The 18,236-nt window shown below is 33.8% G+C and carries 17 protein-coding genes; 2 read left to right on the plus strand and 15 right to left on the minus strand.

Translation table 11 applies throughout. From position 1 onward, the window contains the following. Position 1 precedes the first annotated feature (1 nt). From C1S72_RS09150 to C1S72_RS09205, 12 genes are all read right to left on the minus strand, one after another. Positions 2-1,228: a ligand-binding sensor domain-containing protein gene (locus C1S72_RS09150; RefSeq protein ID WP_104735303.1), complete on the minus strand. Its 1,227-nt coding sequence runs from the start codon at positions 1,226-1,228 to the stop codon at positions 2-4. A gap of 92 nt (positions 1,229-1,320) precedes the next feature. Then, positions 1,321-2,634, minus strand: a complete 1,314-nt coding sequence (gene sufD / locus C1S72_RS09155; RefSeq protein WP_104735304.1) for a Fe-S cluster assembly protein SufD — start codon at positions 2,632-2,634, stop codon at positions 1,321-1,323. A 9-nt stretch (positions 2,635-2,643) separates the two neighbouring features. Then, the gene (gene sufC, locus C1S72_RS09160) at positions 2,644-3,396 is read right to left on the minus strand and encodes a Fe-S cluster assembly ATPase SufC (RefSeq protein ID WP_104735305.1); all 753 of its coding nucleotides are present in this window, start codon (positions 3,394-3,396) and stop codon (positions 2,644-2,646) included. A gap of 3 nt (positions 3,397-3,399) precedes the next feature. Next, on the minus strand, positions 3,400-3,828 hold the full coding sequence (locus tag C1S72_RS09165; RefSeq protein WP_104735306.1) for a hypothetical protein: 429 nt from the start codon (positions 3,826-3,828) through the stop codon (positions 3,400-3,402). A gap of 10 nt (positions 3,829-3,838) precedes the next feature. Beyond that, entirely contained in the window at positions 3,839-5,287 is a 1,449-nt protein-coding gene (sufB, locus tag C1S72_RS09170; protein WP_104735307.1) for a Fe-S cluster assembly protein SufB, read from the minus strand. Between the two features lie 9 nt (positions 5,288-5,296). Then, on the minus strand, positions 5,297-5,626 hold the full coding sequence (locus C1S72_RS09175) for a HesB/IscA family protein (protein WP_104735308.1): 330 nt from the start codon (positions 5,624-5,626) through the stop codon (positions 5,297-5,299). Between the two features lie 105 nt (positions 5,627-5,731). Beyond that, complete coding sequence (locus C1S72_RS09180) at positions 5,732-6,808, minus strand: cytochrome-c peroxidase (RefSeq protein ID WP_394338522.1); 1,077 nt, start codon at positions 6,806-6,808, stop codon at positions 5,732-5,734. A gap of 3 nt (positions 6,809-6,811) precedes the next feature. After that, positions 6,812-7,585, minus strand: coding sequence for an MbnP family protein (locus C1S72_RS09185; RefSeq protein WP_104735309.1), 774 nt, complete (start codon positions 7,583-7,585; stop codon positions 6,812-6,814). Continuing rightward, positions 7,582-8,910, minus strand: a complete 1,329-nt coding sequence (locus C1S72_RS09190) for a hypothetical protein (protein ID WP_317045759.1) — start codon at positions 8,908-8,910, stop codon at positions 7,582-7,584. The genes C1S72_RS09185 and C1S72_RS09190 overlap by 4 nt, the downstream gene beginning before the upstream one ends. A 4-nt stretch (positions 8,911-8,914) precedes the next feature. Beyond that, positions 8,915-10,123, minus strand: coding sequence for a choice-of-anchor B family protein (locus tag C1S72_RS09195; protein WP_104735311.1), 1,209 nt, complete (start codon positions 10,121-10,123; stop codon positions 8,915-8,917). 8 nt (positions 10,124-10,131) lie between these two features. Then, positions 10,132-11,619, minus strand: coding sequence for a choice-of-anchor B family protein (locus C1S72_RS09200; RefSeq protein WP_104735312.1), 1,488 nt, complete (start codon positions 11,617-11,619; stop codon positions 10,132-10,134). Between the two features lie 9 nt (positions 11,620-11,628). After that, entirely contained in the window at positions 11,629-13,176 is a 1,548-nt protein-coding gene (locus tag C1S72_RS09205; RefSeq protein WP_104735313.1) for a choice-of-anchor B family protein, read from the minus strand. Between the two features lie 152 nt (positions 13,177-13,328). Between C1S72_RS09205 and thiL the strand changes: the two genes are divergently transcribed. Then, positions 13,329-14,372, plus strand: a complete 1,044-nt coding sequence (gene thiL, locus C1S72_RS09210; RefSeq protein ID WP_104735314.1) for a thiamine-phosphate kinase — start codon at positions 13,329-13,331, stop codon at positions 14,370-14,372. Here thiL and C1S72_RS09215 read toward each other — a convergent pair. After that, positions 14,369-14,650 (minus strand): hypothetical protein, encoded by a 282-nt coding sequence (locus C1S72_RS09215; protein ID WP_104735315.1) that lies wholly within the window; start codon positions 14,648-14,650, stop codon positions 14,369-14,371. The two genes, thiL and C1S72_RS09215, sit on opposite strands and share 4 nt — an antisense overlap. 56 nt (positions 14,651-14,706) lie before the next feature. Continuing rightward, positions 14,707-15,486 carry an alpha/beta fold hydrolase gene (locus C1S72_RS09220; RefSeq protein ID WP_104735316.1) on the minus strand — a complete coding sequence of 260 codons (780 nt, stop codon included), beginning with the start codon at positions 15,484-15,486 and terminating at the stop codon, positions 14,707-14,709. A gap of 35 nt (positions 15,487-15,521) precedes the next feature. Between C1S72_RS09220 and brnQ the strand changes: the two genes are divergently transcribed. Beyond that, the gene (gene brnQ / locus C1S72_RS09225; protein ID WP_104735317.1) at positions 15,522-16,805 is read left to right on the plus strand and encodes a branched-chain amino acid transport system II carrier protein; all 1,284 of its coding nucleotides are present in this window, start codon (positions 15,522-15,524) and stop codon (positions 16,803-16,805) included. Positions 16,806-16,836: 31 nt separating this feature from the next. On the opposite strand, the gene C1S72_RS09230 is transcribed toward brnQ, so the two are convergent. Beyond that, positions 16,837-18,129 (minus strand): aminopeptidase P family protein, encoded by a 1,293-nt coding sequence (locus C1S72_RS09230; RefSeq protein ID WP_104735318.1) that lies wholly within the window; start codon positions 18,127-18,129, stop codon positions 16,837-16,839. Positions 18,130-18,236: the final 107 nt, after the last annotated feature.

Consider the following 18,236-nt stretch of genomic DNA (forward strand, 5'->3'; position numbering starts at 1 on the left):
ATTATTTGTAGTATTTTATTTTCTGTCCATCAAAATACCCTATGCCATTTAGGTTTGTCAAAAATACGAAACGGTTTTTATCTAAAAACTCAAATTTCTTAACAGACATTTGATATCCAACAGCATTTGGCAAACCTGCCTTCCACGTTAAAGTAGGGTTTAAAATTAACTCTTTATCATAGCTACCATCTTTTTTTATTATCCTAAAGAAGCCATTATTAGTGTAATAATACACTGAATAATCAAAAGGATTATATGATATTGGGCCTAAATATTCTTTAATATCCATTTTAGTGTAAGAAATGAAATCCCCATCTTTATTTTTATATTCTTTAATAGAAGTTTCGTTTTCTAAAATGTATTTTAAAGATTCATTTTTATAGAAATCTTCAAAATCTGTTTTCTTTAAAACATCAATTCTGCCATCAACAAAAAAGTGCATTAAACTTTCGCTTGTATAAAAATTACCTTCACGATCTTCGGTAATTCCCTTAATATTAGATGTGTAAAGGTTATGAGGAAACTTAATCAAAGTGTCAGTTTTTGTTATTACCACCTTTTCAGGAAATTCTGAAAAAATTATTGAATCATCTTCTGGCCAATCTCCATATTTATCATTATATATAGAGCCTAAACTATCGTCACAAAAAAACTCTTTAGTATTAAGATTAAAAAAACACATATCTCCACCCCATTCTCCAGAATCATAGCCAAGCCATAACCTGTTTTTACTATCTAAAAAGTATGTATCTGGCTTAATTAAACTGTTTGAAGGTTTTCTATATCCAGACCTCCAGAAAAAACGAGAATTTTTATCGTTAGGCTGATAAATCTTTCCATCTAGAACGAATGATTTATTTGTAACAATAAGCAATTTATTGTTATTATCGATTAAAATAAAATAAATATGTTCCTCTTCAGGAACCTTAGTAATTATTTGATTACTGCTAGTCACAATAACTCTACCATCAGATAAACCTACAAAAATTTCATTTTTAGAATTTTTGGTAATTGAATTACTATTGCTATTAATTAATTTAACTTTATTTGATTGAGTGTTCCAAGCTACTAAACTATCACCTTTAGTGATGGCATAGACATCATTTTCGAGAACAACAAAGTCCTTATAGTTGGTATCTAGATTATTAAAAACAATTGAAGGAATACTATCTTGACTGAAGATCAGATTTGTCTCAAGTATGACAAGAAATATTAAAAGGATTCTCATAAATGTAGTTTTAGTTTTCGTAAAACTATTTTGAAATACTTAATTATAAAACTCAAAATGAGTCAAGTAAGATTATCCATGAGTAAACAATATCAAAGATCAAACCCAATCTTAACTCCAAGCTTATTGGCAATAATTTTGGTAATACGTTGCTTAATTTCAGGAATTTTCACAGAACTTAATATGTTATTACTAAACGCATACATCAATAACGCTTTCGCTTCTTTTTCAGGAATACCACGTGAGCGCATGTAAAACATAGCACTTTCGTCTAACTGACCAATGGTGCAACCGTGAGAGCATTTTACATCATCTGCAAAAATTTCTAATTGTGGCTTGGTATTTATGGAAGCTTTATCGCTTATCAGGATATTATTGTTAGCCTGAAATGCATTTGTTTTTTGAGCTTCTTTTTCGACTACAACTTTTCCGTTAAAAACGCCTGTTGCGTTATCTCCAAAAATACCTTTGTAATCTTGATGACTTTCGCAATTTGGTTCTATGTGATGAACCAATGTGTTATGGTCAACATGCTGCTTGTTACCAATGATAGTGACACCTTTTAATGTTGAATCTATACGTTCGCCTTTTTGAAAGAAATTTAAGTTATTACGTGTTAGTTTACCACCAAACGAAAATGTATGTACTGAACAATGACTTTCTTGCTTCTGACTGATAAATGTATTATCTATTAGTGAAGCAGTTTCTCTATCGTTCTGAACCTTATAATAATCTACAATAGCACGTTTATTGGCAAAAATTTCGGTCACACTATTGGTTAATACAGGGTTGTCTGTTAAGCTTTGATGACGCTCAATTATTTGAACGTGAGCATTCTCATCTACTACAATTAAGTTTCTAGGTTGCAACATTAAGGCCGATTCATTTCCAGAGCAAAAATGTAAGATTTGAATGGGTTTTTCAACCAATTTATTCTTCCTGATATGAATGTATGCACCTTCACCCGCAAATGCCGTATTTAAGGAAGACAAGCTGTCTTTAGTTGCTGCTTTATTGAAATAATTTTCAATAACTAAACGGTATTTAGGCTTGCTTAAGGCTGATGACATCAAACAAACGTCAATACCATCATGTGTTGTTTGTGATAAATGTGAAGAGTATCTTCCATCAACAAATACAATTTTATAACTGTCTATATCGTGAATAAAATACTTTTTGACATCACGATATTCTAAAGCATTTTCTTGTTTTGGAAAAACACTATAATCCTGATTTAAAATAGATTTTAGTGATGTGTATTTCCAAGCTTCTTCTTTTTTAGTTGGGAATCCTTTTTCTTCAAAAGTTTTTATTGCTTGATTTCTAATATCATGCAATGGTGAATTGTCATCCAAATGATCCTCGAATGCTAAATATGAAGAAACTATTTTATCTTTTAAATCCATTTGCTTTTTTTAAGCGTTCACTTCTTCTTTTATCCAGTCGTAACCTTTTTCTTCTAGCTCATGTGCTAGTTCTTTTGGTCCAGATTTTACAATACGACCATTGTGTAATACATGTACAAAATCTGGGACTATATAATCCAATAGTCTTTGATAATGCGTAATTACAATGACTGCATTGTCTTTGCTTTTTAGCTTGTTAACACCATTTGCAACAATACGCAGCGCGTCGATATCTAAACCAGAATCGGTTTCATCTAAAATAGCTAGTTTAGGTTCTAACATAGCCATTTGAAATATTTCGTTACGTTTTTTTTCACCACCAGAAAAGCCTTCATTTAAAGAACGCGATAAGAACTTTCTATCAATTTCTAATAATTCAGATTTTTCACGTATCAGCTTCAGCATTTCATTTGCTGGCATGTCTTCTAATCCTTTAGCCTTTCTTGTTTCGTTTATGGCTGTTTTTATGAAGTTGGTAACTGATACTCCAGGAATTTCAACAGGATATTGAAATGACAAAAAGATACCTTTGTGAGCACGTTCTTCAGCAGCTAATTCATCGATATTTTCACCTTCTAATAGGATTTCTCCCTTATCAACTTCATATTCTTCTTTTCCTGCGATAACCGAAGCCAGAGTGCTTTTTCCAGAACCGTTAGGGCCCATTATAGCATGGACTTCACCAGGCTTAACTTCAAGGTTAATGCCTCTTAAAATACTTTTATCCTCTACACTTGCGTGTAAGTTATTTATCTTTAACATAGTTTATTTTGATTCCAATTTAACAACATTATTGCTTTCTGGGTTTGACGGAGCAACTTCCATAATTTCTTTTATGGCAACTCTAAAATCCCAACCTTCTTCATTTTCAGGTTTAGGCGTAATTTTTCCTCTTATGGCAACGGTAACATAGTCAGTAGCTTCTTTTTTATACTTTTTTGCCATTTTATCCAACTCATGCATTTTTTCGTCAATCACTACAGCATAAACCTCTCTGTGAGTCTGTAATACAGCGGCATCTGCGAAGTAAACAAATTCACCTTTTAAAAGGGTTAATCCATCGTTTTGTTTTTCTGTTCGGTTTGGACTGTCAACATCTATAGGTTTTGAAGTTGACGCATCTTCTGTTTTAGTATCGTTTTTACAAGCAACTAAAACAATAAAACTGATAAATAAGACTGCTAATTTCTTCATGATTATAATTTTATCCTACTGATCCTTCTAAACTTATTTCTAATAATTTTTGAGCTTCAACAGCAAACTCCATTGGTAATTTATTTAGAACTTCTTTACTAAAACCATTAACAATTAAGGCAATAGCTTTTTCGGTGTCAATACCTCGTTGATTACAATAAAAAATTTGGTCTTCACCAATTTTACTGGTTGTTGCCTCATGTTCAATTTTTGCCGATTTGTTTTTAGCTTCTATGTATGGAAATGTGTGTGCTCCACATTCGTTACCCATAAGCAAACTATCACATTGCGAAAAGTTACGTGCGTTTTCAGCTCGAGAACTTATTTGAACTAATCCTCGATAACTATTTTGAGATTTTCCAGCTGAAATACCTTTTGAAATAATTGTTGACTTGGTGTTTTTTCCAAGATGAATCATTTTTGTACCAGTATCGGCTTGTTGGTAATTATTTGTTACGGCAATGGAGTAAAACTCACCAACAGAATTATCACCTTTAAGAATGCAACTTGGATATTTCCAAGTAACTGCAGAACCAGTTTCAACCTGTGTCCATGATATTTTTGCGTTCTTTTCACAAAGCCCACGTTTTGTTACAAAGTTGTAAACACCACCTTTGCCTTCAGCATTTCCTGGATACCAGTTTTGAACAGTTGAGTATTTTATTTCAGCATCATCTAGAGCGATAAGCTCTACAACAGCTGCATGTAATTGATTTTCATCACGGCTTGGAGCAGTACAACCTTCTAGGTAAGAAACATAACTACCTTCATCCGCAATAACTAATGTTCTTTCAAATTGACCAGTTCCCGCTTGGTTAATTCTGAAATAGGTAGATAGTTCCATCGGGCATTTAACACCTTTTGGAATATAACAGAAGGAACCATCACTAAAGACAGCAGAGTTTAAAGCTGCGTAAAAATTATCTTTTTGAGGCACTACAGTTCCAATGTATTTTTTTACTAATTCAGGATGCTCTTTAATGGCTTCAGAAATACTCATAAAAATAATGCCTTTTTCAGCCAAGGTTTTCTTAAAAGTTGTAGCTACAGAAACTGAATCTACAACAACATCCATAGCAACACCTGCTAACTTTTTTTGCTCATCAAGGGATATCCCAAGTTTTTCAAATGTGGCTAACAGCTCTGGGTCTACTTCATCAAGACTATCATATTTTGGCTTACTATTTGGTGCCGAATAATATGAAATAGCTTGAAAATCGGGTTTTGTATAATTCACATTGGCCCAATCTGGTTCAATCATTTCTTTCCAAATCTTGAAAGACTCTAATCGCCATTCAGTCATCCATTCTGGTTCTTCTTTTTTCTTCGAAATTGCCCGAACAATATCTTCATTTAAGCCAATAGGAAAGGTTTCAGATTGAATATCTGTATAAAAACCATACTCATATTCCTTGGTTTTTAATTCCTCTCTTAAATCGTCTTCCGTGTATTTACTCATGTTTAGAATTTAAAGTGAAAAAGATTCGCCACATCCACATGTTCTATTAGCATTAGGGTTATTAAAAACAAAACCCGATCCGTTTAAACCACCTGAATATTCAAGTGTTGTGCCAATTAGGTATAAAAAGCTTTTCTTGTCAACAATAATTTTTACGCCATTATCTTCAAAAACTTTATCGTCATCTAGTTGTACTTTATCAAACTTTAAATCATAAGACAAACCAGAACAACCACCACTTTTCACACCAACCCGAACATAGTCGGTTGCCATATTAAAGCCGTCTTCAGTCATTAATTCAATGACTTTCTTTTTAGCTGTTTCAGAAACTTTTATCATATTCTTTAATTAGATTTTGTCTAAATAGAGTGCAAATATACAATATAAGTCATGGATTACCATATAACCTAACATTATATTAGCATATGGTTTAATAGCTTTTTGCTATTGGTTTTGAAAGTCTGGATTATTAATGAATGATGGGTCAGAAAGAGAAAGTAGGAATGCTTTTAAGTCAGCTTTATCCTGATCAGAAAGTTGCACACCACCTTCGTTAACTTTTTTCATGAGTGGGTCTATAGTTGGTGAATCCTGAAGACCTTCACTATAATGATTAATAACATCATCTAAAGTAAAAAACCGACCATCGTGCATATAAGGTGCGGTAAAGGCTAAATTTCTTAACGAAGGTGAACGGAATTTACCATTATCGGCTGGATCTCCTGTGACTTCACCTAATCCTAAATCGGAAAAAGTCGCATCTAAACCATTGTTGTGGAATGCATTGTCTGTCCATAACGGATTGTTTGGATTGCCATGACAATGAAAACAATCGCCTCTTTCTTCATCCATAAAAACATTGAGTCCGTTTTCTTCTTCAGGCGTTAAGTTTGTTAAACCTAAAAGATACCTATCAAATTTTGAATTTGCTGAAATGAGTGTTCGCTCAAATTGTGCAATAGCTTTCGTGGCTTTTTCTTTTGTTATTGGACCATTTCCAAAAGCACTGGTAAACATGTTTGGATATTCTGGATGCTGTTGTAATCGTTGAATTACAACTTCCCAAGTATTATGCATTTCAACCGGGTTAATTACTGGTTCCAGAGCCTGATGTTCTAGACTAAACACGCGTCCGTCCCAAAAGAAATTTTCGTCATAGTTCCAAGCTAAATTGAACAAAGGCATTGAATTCCTATTCCCTGGAACACCATCTACACCAATACTAAATCTTGGAATATCACTAAAAGCATTTTGAGGTAAGTGACAGTGCGCACATGATTGTGTGTTATTTGAAGAAAGTAGTGGATCGAAAAATAATTTCTTGCCCAACGCAATACCTTCAACAGTTTGAGGGTTGTCTATTGGGATGACTGGGTCAAGAATGTTATCGGAAAAAATTTGCGGTATTTCTAATGGTGCAGGTGTTGGTCTATTTACATAGCCATTGTCTTCGTCGTCTTTTTCACAAGCTGAAAAAAAGACAAAACTGAAAAGCAGTAAATATGTAAAATTAAATTTCAATTCCTATTGTGTTATATTACCAATTGAAAATACAGAAGCAACATTTTCCTGCATCATTTTTTGAGCATCATAATTAGGCATTAAAGGTGTGTCTAACACATTTAAATCCCATGTATTAGGATTTTTAAAAAATTCAGCAAAATTCATTTTTACTTCAATGGTGGCATTATTTGTAATTGTAATTGGGGTAGATAAATTGATTTCGGCAAAATTCTGCTCAAAGACACCATCACTTACTCTGGCAGTGCCATTGTGAAAATTAAATGGTGATGGTGCAGAAGTATCTACATTATATTGACCGTCAAATTGTAAGAAATGATAACCACCTCCCAACATAGCAGGCCAGTTCCATGAAGCACTATTTAAATCAAGGTAAGCACCATCAATATTATCTGTTTCATTGAATCCCCAAATAAATTTCAAGGTGTAATTACCAGTAGGAATGTTGTTATTCACTGGAGTAAAGCTATATGTGCTTTCGTCCTGCAAATCAGTAAATTTATAGTCATCAAAAAGGTAAGCGTCACCATTTTCATTGACCAATTCCAACCTTGAAATTAAGTATCTAATTCTGGCCATACTCATTTTTTCGCCGTGTTCATTTGTGACAATTTCTGTTTGTAAATTTGTGCTATTAATAGTAGTCCCATCCCAATTATGTGAAAAGGTAAAGCTTATATTAGCATTGGTTGGTCCAGGTAAAATGTTATCATCTTTATCTTCACTACAAGCAATGAACAATAGAACAAATGAGAGTAGGGCTAATATTTTTTTCATTTCATTTTAATTATTAATAAGTCAGTAAATCCTTTGTTTTCTTCAATATCACCATCAGAACTGCTTGACTCGCCAACAGCAATGATGGTATTATCTTCTAGTTTTGTAGCGTCATAACTAAAATCAATTTCAGAACCTCCTAATGTTTTTTGTGAGATTAAATTTCCGGAACTTCCTACTTCAATAACCCAAGCATCATTTTGTCCTTGATTTGACGAAACATCGCCATTGGCACTACGGGAGCTACCAGAAATAATAAACTTATCATTAGATTTTTGAATGGATCTAGCGACATCAAAGCTAGAGCCACCAAAAGTTTTTTCCCAAATTAAATCACCACTAGGAGAAATTTTTATCAGCCATAAATCGGCAGCACCATTATTGCTTGAAACATCAAAATCACTGCTTCTAGTGTCACCAGTTATTAAGTAGTTTCCGTCACCCGAATCTACTATTCCTCTTGCTTCATCAATTTCTGTTCCGCCATATGAGCGTTCCCATATGAGTGTACCAGTTTCAGAAATTTTTATCACCCAAAAATCGTAAGTGCCAATATTATTTTGAATGTCAACATCATTGCTATCTGATGAGCCTACAATAATATAACCATTATCTGGCGTTTGAATAGCATCATAAGGTGTGTCAGTAAATCCACCACCATAATATTTACTCCATTCGCGATTTCCGCTAGCATCCAATTTTATCGCCCAATAATCACCGCCTGCATGGCGCATTCCTGAAACACGTGTATTACCTTCTCCTCCTGAAGCCGTAACATCTAAAACACCAGTTATAAAGTAACCAGAATCATTTGTTTGAATTAAGGTAAATCCAATGTCGGAGCCTGTATAACCAAACGATTTTTGCCAAGTTATGTTTCCGTTGGTGTCAAGCTTTGAAATCCAATAATCTTGAGCACCTGCATTATCTGTAACGTCCAAATCATTACTTGTACTGTAGCCTAATATGGCATAACCACCATCTTGGGTTTGAATAATGGCATGGCCTCTATCATCTCCTGTTCCACCATAAGTTTTAGACCATTGCAAATTGTGAGTCATATCAAATTTAAGTACCCAGTAGTCAAAACTTTCATTGGTTTTATCTGTTATATCGCCATCATTACTTTGTGAGTAACCTAATATTACATAACCACCATCATTAGTTTTTGCAATAGATTGAGCACTTTCATTTTTAGTTCCACCATAAGTTTTTGCTAACTGAAGATTGGGTTCAGGAGATATAACTTGGCTGTCGTCATCTTTTGAGCAATTAAACAAAAACAGCATAGAAGCAAAAATCAATATTTTAAATTGGTTCATCATGATTTTATGTGCCACTTTTTCGTATGATAAAAAGTCCTCTATTAATGTCACTAATTATAATATTACCACTTTCAAAGTATGGGTACACATTCCAAGCGCCTCTAAAGTTAGTAGCATTGTTTTCAGGGTGTGTGTCAAAATACCCAATTTTAGATATTGAATTGTTTTCAATGTTAGAAACATCATAAATATTTACACCAGCAGTATAATTGGCTTGGTAATATAAATTGTCTTTCACATAGCCATTATGATCAATGGCAGGAGAATTCCCAAAAAAGTCTGTGTGATATATAGGATTGTCTAAATCTGTAAAATCAAATACTAGAGTTCTTGTATTACCTCCATAATTAACTTCATCAAGTTCATCACCTAAAATAAAATAGTTCATATCAGACGTGAACCAACCTTGATGTGTATAGCCTATATTGGAATAATTTACAGTTGAAATTTCAATTGGATTCGACTTGTCTGTTACATCAAAAAGACCAACTTCATAGACATTACTGCCTATTAATATTTCTCTGCCAGTGTAATCATTATCAGGCCCATTATAAGTTATTACTTGCGCGTCATGAGAATAACCAGAAAAACCACCTGCTCCAAAAGGATTTAATGGATCTTGAATATTTACAAAATGAGGACCTCCCGAAAACGTATCAGATCCTACGGCATATGCGAAACCAGAAACTTCATTGATAACAATATTATGAGCGCTTCCAAATCCTGTGTAATGGGCATCAGCAGTAAAGTTCTGTGGGACAGTTGTTAAATCACTAAGGCGTGTTAAATCAAAAATTTGCATCCCATGATTATTGGCCTCACTTACAATAAAAGCATAATTATTATAAACCTTAACATCTCTCCAAGAACTCGCTACAGTAGCAGTATTTAGTGTACCTAAATATATTGGATTAACAGCATCGGTAACATCAATAAATGACGTGCCATTACTAGTGCAAATTATGGCAAATTCTTTTCCCGAAGCACTATCTGTCCAACCCCAAGAGTCGTTCCCAGTAATGCCAATACCGCCAAAAGTAGAAAGCGGTAAATGGGCAATTAAATCATAATTGTTACAAGGGTATATCCCAGCAAAACCATTGTTACACTCGCTATTTTGAGGAATATTAGGCGTGCTATCGGCATTATCATCACTTGAACAGCCATAAATACCAGCTAAAATAAATAGCAAAAAAAATATTTTAGGTTTCATTTGTATTATTAATTACTCTGTCTGATTATAAAAAGACCACCTTCAATATCACTAACTATAATATTTCCACTTGGAAAATAAGGATATACATTCCAAGCACCATTAAAGCTGGCACTGTCACTCGAAGGATACGTATCAAAATAACCAACCTCGTTCATCACATTAGAATTTAGTCCAGAAATATCAATAAACCTAACACCAGCTCTGTAATTAGATAAATAATAGATGTTGCCTTTTACATAACCATTGTGATCAATTGCTAGGGTAGGACCAAAATAATCCATATGAAAGATTGGGTTATCCAAATCAGTGAAATCAAAAACAATTGTACGGGTATTATTTCCAAAACCTTGTTCGTCAGTTTCATCACCAAGAATAAAATAGTTTAAATTTTCTGTAAACCAACCTTGGTGCGTATAACCAATATTATCATAATCAATTGTTGAAATAATCTGCGGATTAGATTTATCAGAAACATCAATGATAGCAACTTCATTTTCGTTGCTGCCAACCAGTATTTCACTACCGGCATAATCAGCATCAGGTCCATTATAAGTAATGACTTGTGCATCATGTGAATACCCTGAAATACCGCCTTCTTCAATTGGATTTAATGGGTTCTGTATATTTAAAAATATGGGGCCGCCAGCATAAGTCGTATTTCGGCTACCACCTACTATGTATGCATATCCAGAATTTTCATTGATAACAATATTATGGGCTCTACCAAAACCTGTGTAGTGAAAATCGGGAGCAAATGCTTCTGGCGGATTTGCTACATTCCGAAGTCTCGTTAAATCAAAGACCTGCATACCATGATTAGAAGCTTCACTAACTATAAATGCATGGTTGCTATATACTTTAACATCGCGCCAAATATTTCCACCATTTCCAGGATTAGCACTAGCAAGCCTTCCTAATAATAAGGGGTTTGTTGGATCAGTGACATCAACAAAAGCTGTCCCTTGAGTGGATGCTACCAACGCGTATTCCTTACCTGTTGTAGGGTCAGTCCAGCCCCAAGAATCATTGCCTTCAGCTCCAGGCTCACCTAAAACATCTATAGGAATATGACCCATTAAGTCATAATTGTCACAAGGATAAGGTCCTGCCATTCCATTTTCACAAGGAAATAGAGGTGTTAAATCTGGGTTGTTTTGACAAGCGTTTCCTATGCCGTCACCATCGTCGTCTAATTGATCAGGATTTGGAATAAGAGGGCAGTTGTCAACATCATCTGGGATGCCATCATTATCACCATCGTTGTCATTAGTTGTGTCACAGCTATCTCCAATGCCATCATTATCGGTATCAGCTTGATTTGGATTAGAAATGGAAGGGCAATTATCTTGTGAGTCTGGGATGCCATCATTGTCGGAATCAACTATAATTATAGGGTCTACAGGTTCGTCATCGCAACTCTGGAAGAACGTTAAGCTAAATAAAACGAATGATAGGATAGTTGTAAAATAGGATGTTTTTAAAAAGTGTTTCATTTTGTATTTTTACTTTAATAGCAATTTTTTAGTTACTTCAGAATTGATTTTAACCAAGTAAACTCCTTTCTGATAATTTTTTATTGGTAGAACGAATTTTTGAAGATTAATATTGCGTTCTTCAAAAACCATCTTACCAAGTATATTATATATCTCTATAGAATTAATGACTTTTCCGTTAACTGCAGAAACCGTTGCATTTGTTTGAGTAGGATTAGGAGTCAATTTAAATGTATTTTTTTCATTAATAAAATTAGAAACATCTAGTGTCCCACTTTTCCTCACAATAAATAGGCCGCGATCGATATCACTTATAATAATATTACCACTGTTAAAGTAAGGATATACACTCCAAGCACCATCAAAACCCGTATTATTGCTTTCAGGGTGAGTGTCAAAATAACCAATTTCTGTCATAGAATTTGTTGGAGATGCAATGTTTGAAATATCCAATATACGTAAGCCAGCTCTATAGTTAGCCATATAAAAAGTATTACCTTTTACATAGCCATTATGGTCAATGGCAAGTGTAGGGCCAAAATAAGTTGATGACAAAACGGGATTATCCAAATCTTGAACATCAAAAACTAATGTGCGTGTATTCATCCCAAATGCTTGCTCATCCGTTTCATCACCCATTATAAAATAACGATGATCATCAGTGAACCAACCTTGATGGGCATAACCAGGTTGAGAGTAGGTTACTTCAGAAATTTTGGTAATGTTATTTTTATCAGTAACATCTAAAAAAACTAATTTGTCGTTACTGGAAAAACTCCCATTGCTCGCAACTAGTATTTCTCTACCAACATAGGTAGGAATTGAAGTTGTATTAGAATCAGGGTTTGAATCTGGTCCATTATAGGTTACAACTTGGGCATCATGTGTATAACCACTTGCAGTATAATCTCCCAAAGTTATTGGAGCCATTGGATCCGAAATATCAATAAAAATTGGGCCGCCACCATTAGCGGAATTACAACCAACTAAATAAGCGATTGCTTCACTCTCATTAATAACAATATTGTGACAACTTCCAATGGACAACCCTCCCGTATCACCTGAATATGTTAAAATTCTATTAGGGTATTCACTCTCTTCAAAGGTTAAATCGCCATCAACACCATTTCTTAAAATTGTAAGGTCAAATATTTGGACTCCATGTGACCCTACATTATCCGCAACTATAAAGGCATAATTATTATAAACTTTTACATCTCTCCAGAAATTTGTTGCAGTTTCGGTATCTAATCTACCTAAAAAAATAGGATTTAAAGGATTACTAACATCAACAAAAGCAGTGCTATTAGTAGTAGCAATTAAGGCATATTCTTTGTTGTCAAGAGGATCTGTCCACCCCCAAACATCACTACCTTCCGGGTTGCCTTGAGTGTTGGCAAGTACTGAAATAGGAATGTTGGACATTAAATCGTAATCGTCGCATGGGAAAGAATCGCCTCCAGACACATTGGCAAACCCATTTTCACATGGGGTTTGACTAAAGCCAAAAAATGAGCAAACTAATGCTGTAGTTATTAAAGTAAAGTTTTTAAACATCAGGTTAAGCGTGATTGTATAAGCCCAACAAAATTAACAGAATAATCCATAAAATCTATTGGTTTAGTGTTAAATATCAGTTTTTTATATATAAAATCGTTTAAATTTAAATTCACAGATCGTATTTAAAAACACCTTAGTATTTTTGTAGCATGATAGAAGACAAAAACCAACAACGAACAGCATTGAATGATATTGGAGAATTTGGATTGATAGAACATTTGACCAAGAACTTCAAAATAAACCAAGATTCAACAATCATAGGTATAGGTGATGATGCTGCAATTTTGAATTTTGGAAAAAACCAAGTAGTGGTTTCTACCGATTTGTTAATAGAAGGCGTGCACTTTGATTTAAGTTACATGCCATTAAAACATTTGGGCTACAAAGCTGTTATGGTCAATCTGTCTGACATTTATGCCATGAATGCTTCAGCAACTCAAGTTACTATTTCTGTTGCCGTATCAAATAGATTTCCATTAGAAGCGTTAGAAGAATTATATTCTGGAATTGAAACAGCTGCAAAAATTTACAATATTGATGTAGTTGGTGGTGATACGACATCTTCCACATCTGGTTTAATTATTTCTGTGACAGCTATTGGAGGAATTAATAAGGGTAATGAAGTTTTAAGAAGTGGTGCCAAACCTAACGATTTGTTGGTTGTAACAGGTGATTTAGGAGCGGCTTATATGGGACTACAAGTTTTAGAACGTGAAAAAGAAGTTTTTAAGGTTAATCCAAACAATCAACCAGATTTAGAACCTTATACATATATTGTGGAGCGACAGTTAAAACCTGAATCAAGAAAAGATATTATTAAGCTTTTTAAAGAGTTAGACTTAAAACCTACATCAATGATAGATATAAGTGATGGGTTGTCTTCTGAAATTTTGCATATATGCAAGCAAAGTGATGTTGGATGTGATTTATATGAAGATAAAATACCGTTAGATCCCCAAGTTATATCAACTTGTGAAGAATTTAATATTGATAGTACTACTGTAGCTTTAAATGGCGGAGAGGATTATGAATTGTTATTCACTGTTTCACAAGAAGATTATCCCAAAATTAAAGCGAATCCCAACTTTAGTGTTATTGGTCATATAAAAGAAAAAAGTGCGGGCACACATCTAGTTACTCGTGCTGATACACGAATACCATTAAAAGCTCAAGGATGGAAGAGCTTTGATTAAGCAGGAATTCTTAAATCTGAATTTAGGTAAGGCCTGTTATTTTGTAAACGCATTAAACGCCTTGTATACATTTGTTCAAGAATACTGTTTATCTCACGATACTTTGGTGTAAGAACTGTTAAATTTCCATTTCCATTTGTTGTTAGTTCTTTTCTACAATGCGAACAGGTATATTCCTTTACATGATGAGTAACCTTTCTAGAAACTTCATAATCATGGCCAAAAATAGTACAATACAATTTTGGCAGTAATGCTGTTTTTTGGGTAGTTGTGTTCATAAGTATTTGATTTGGAAGAATAAAACTAGCAAAAAAATCCAAATAATCGACAAAAGTTATATTAAATCGATGAAATGCATTATTTCTTGTAGGAAAAAAACTTCATTTTCAATATAACTCATATGTCCACCTTCAAATTCTATAAATTTTATATCGGCAGATTTTGCCTCACTAACAAGGCTATCACTTTGTATTACAGTGTCATGGGTGCCAATCAACATCAATTTTATAAAATTACCAGTTTCCAAAATATTTTTTCTTGAAGGTCTTATTTTCATCCCTTCAAGCGCAGCTATTATTCCTTGAAGAGGAGTTTTTAGAGCTTCATTCTTAACGCTATCAATTTCAATTTTGAGATTTTCACGATTATTTTCAGCAAATAAATTGGTTACAGCCATACTCACAAAGGCTTTGTGGTTTTGTTTTACTGCTTTAATGGCTCTATCTCTATTGATTTTTCTTTCGTCACTATCTGCTTGAGACGTTGAGTTGGCAAGGCAGATGCCTGAAACTTTTTCAGGAAATAAATCGGCAAAGGCTAAAGCTACATATCCACCCATAGAATGACCTATAAAAACAGCTTTTTTTATATCTAAATGTTCCAATACTGCTCTCACAGCTTCAGCCATATCTTCCATTGTATGAATGTAACCCAAACAACCAGTATTTCCATGACCCAGAAGATCAATTGAAATTACCCGATTTTTATGGCATATATGTGATATGGTTTTGCTCCACATTGACGTGTTTTCTAAAAAGCCATGTAATAAAACCACAACATCGCCTGAACCGTCATCAGTATAAAAAACAGGAATACCTTTGTAATCTAAAATCATAATTACGCTATATTGTACAAATATACCGTTTGGAAATGAATAACACGAAGCAAACATTTGTATTTGGATTTGCCATTTTTGCAGCCTTCTTTGGCGCTGGCAATTTAGTTTTACCTCCCTTGTTAGGGTTTAATTCAGGACCTGATTGGTGGTTGGTAGGTTTAGGGTTTATTACATCTGCTACAATTATTCCGCTTTTTGCTTTATTTGCTCATGCAAGACTTCAAGGAACAATGCTGGATTTTGGTAATAAAGTATCACCTTTTTTTAGTTTAATTTTTTGTTTTTGTGTTTATCTCATTGCAGTTGCTTTACCATGTCCAAGAACTGCAGCCGTAACGCATGAAATGGCTATTGCGCCTTTTTTTGGAACGCCTTCAATTTTAACGAGTAGTGTATATTTTGTTTTGGTCTTTCTGTTTGTAATGAATAGAGGAAAAGTTCTTGATTTGTTGGGTAAATATCTAACACCTTTAATTGTTATAATTCTTTTAGCAATCATAGTTATTGGAATTTTTACAACACCAAGCGAAATAGAACCATCAATATATAATTCAGCTTTTTTAAGTGGCTTTTTTGAAGGCTATCAAACCTATGATGCTATAGCAGGACTGCTTACGGGAGGGATTGTGATTATTTCATTAAACATGCAAGGTATTACATCTTTAGAAGAGAAGAAAAGCATAATAGCACGTTCTAGTTTTATTGCTATGGCTGGGCTTTTTATAATTTATATTGGACTAATGTTTATTGGTGCTCATTTTAATGGGCAATTTGATTCATCAATATCTCGTCCAGAATTGCTTTCAGGATTGGCCTTAAAAACACTTGGTAATTTTGGAAATATCTCTTTGAGTATATTGGTAGCTTTAGCTTGTTTTACTACAGCAGTTGCTATTATTGTGGGTACAGCTGACTTCTTTAAAGGACTGTTTAATGAATCACGAAGTGTTTATACAATAACTGCTATTATATCTTGTGTTTTAGGGATTTTGGTTGGTCAAATGGATGTAAAATATATCATAGATGTGGCACTTCCTGCTCTAATGTTTATTTATCCTTTAACGATTGTGCTAATTTTTTTAAATGTTATTCCAGAAAAATTTGCTTCAGAAAAAGTTTTTAGAGGCGTCGTTTTAGTAACATTTGTATTTAGCATTCCAGATTTTTTAGGCTTTTTAATGGAAACTAATTGGCTTAATCAATTGAAAGACACCATACCATTAGCCAAAGATAATTTAGGTTGGGTTTTTCCATCACTAGTAGCATTTATCATCTTGAATTTAATAAAAAACAAAAACCCTCATTTAAATGAATAAATGAGGGTTTGATATGGTATCAGAATTATATTTAAGAGTTCATGATTTCTTCAATTTCATCGGCCTCAATAGGAATATTAGCCATCAAATTAAATGGTTCGCCAGATTCTTGTATAACCACATCATCTTCCAATCGCACACCAAATCCTTCATCAGGAATGTAAATTCCTGGCTCAACAGTAAAGACCATATTGGCTTGCATAGGTTCGGTAAGAATCCCATAATCATGAGTGTCTAAACCTATATGATGACTGGTTCCGTGCATAAAGTATTTTTTATAGGCTGGCCAATCGGGATTTTCGTTTTGTACATCAGCTTTATCTAATAGTCCTAATCCCAACAATTCAGAAGTCATAAGTTTTCCAACTTCAACATGATAATCAGCCCAAAGCGTTCCTGGAACCAATAGTTTAGTTGCTTCATTTTTTACATGATTTACAGCATTGTAAACGGCTTTTTGTCTTTTGGAATACTTGCCTGAAACAGGAATTGTACGTGTTAAATCACTAGAGTAGTTAGCGTATTCTGCTCCAACATCTAAAAGGATTAAGTCGCCATCTTTACATTGTTGATTGTTCTCAATATAGTGTAAGACATTAGCGTTATTACCAGAAGCAACGATTGGTGTATAAGCAAATCCTTTTGATCGGTTTCTTAAAAACTCGTGCATCAATTCGGCCTCAATTTCATATTCCCAAACTCCAGGCTTTATGAAGCTTAAAAGTCTTCTAATTCCCTTTTCAGTAATGTTGCAAGCCTTTTGCATTAAATCAATTTCTATAGGATCTTTTATAGAACGCAAACGTTGTAAAATAGGATTGCTCTTGGCAACGCTATGAGCTGGATAACGTTCTTTTAGCCATTTGGTAAATCGGTCTTCACGAGTTTCGGTCTCAACATTAGCACGATAATGCTCGTTAGTGTTGATGTAAATCGTATCACATTGGGTCATCAGTTCGAACATGGTTTTTTCCATATCTTTTAACCAATACACCGTTTTAATACCACTAGTTTTGTAAGCTGCTTCTTTAGTAAGCTTCTCACCTTCCCAAACCGCAATATGTTCATTGGTTTCTTTCAGGAATAAGATTTCCCTATTTTTCTCATTAGGACAATCTGGAAAAATAACCAATACACTCTCTTCTTGATCAACACCACTTAAATAAAAAATATCACGATGTTGTTGAAATGGCATAGTGCTATCGGCACTTATGGGATAAATATCATTGGAATTAAAAACAGCCAGGCTTTTAGGCTTCATTTTGGCTGCAAAATTCTTACGATTCTTGATGAATAATTTATTATCAATAGGATGGTATTTCATAATGGATAAATTAAATTTCTCAAAGCTACATATTTCAATAATGTCTAAAAAATATCACTTGACTTTTGTTAAATTTTAACATCAGATTTTGATGCCTATTGGTTTAT

Source organism: Hanstruepera ponticola (assembly GCF_002940745.1).
Classification (GTDB): Bacteria; Bacteroidota; Bacteroidia; order Flavobacteriales; family Flavobacteriaceae; genus Hanstruepera; species Hanstruepera ponticola.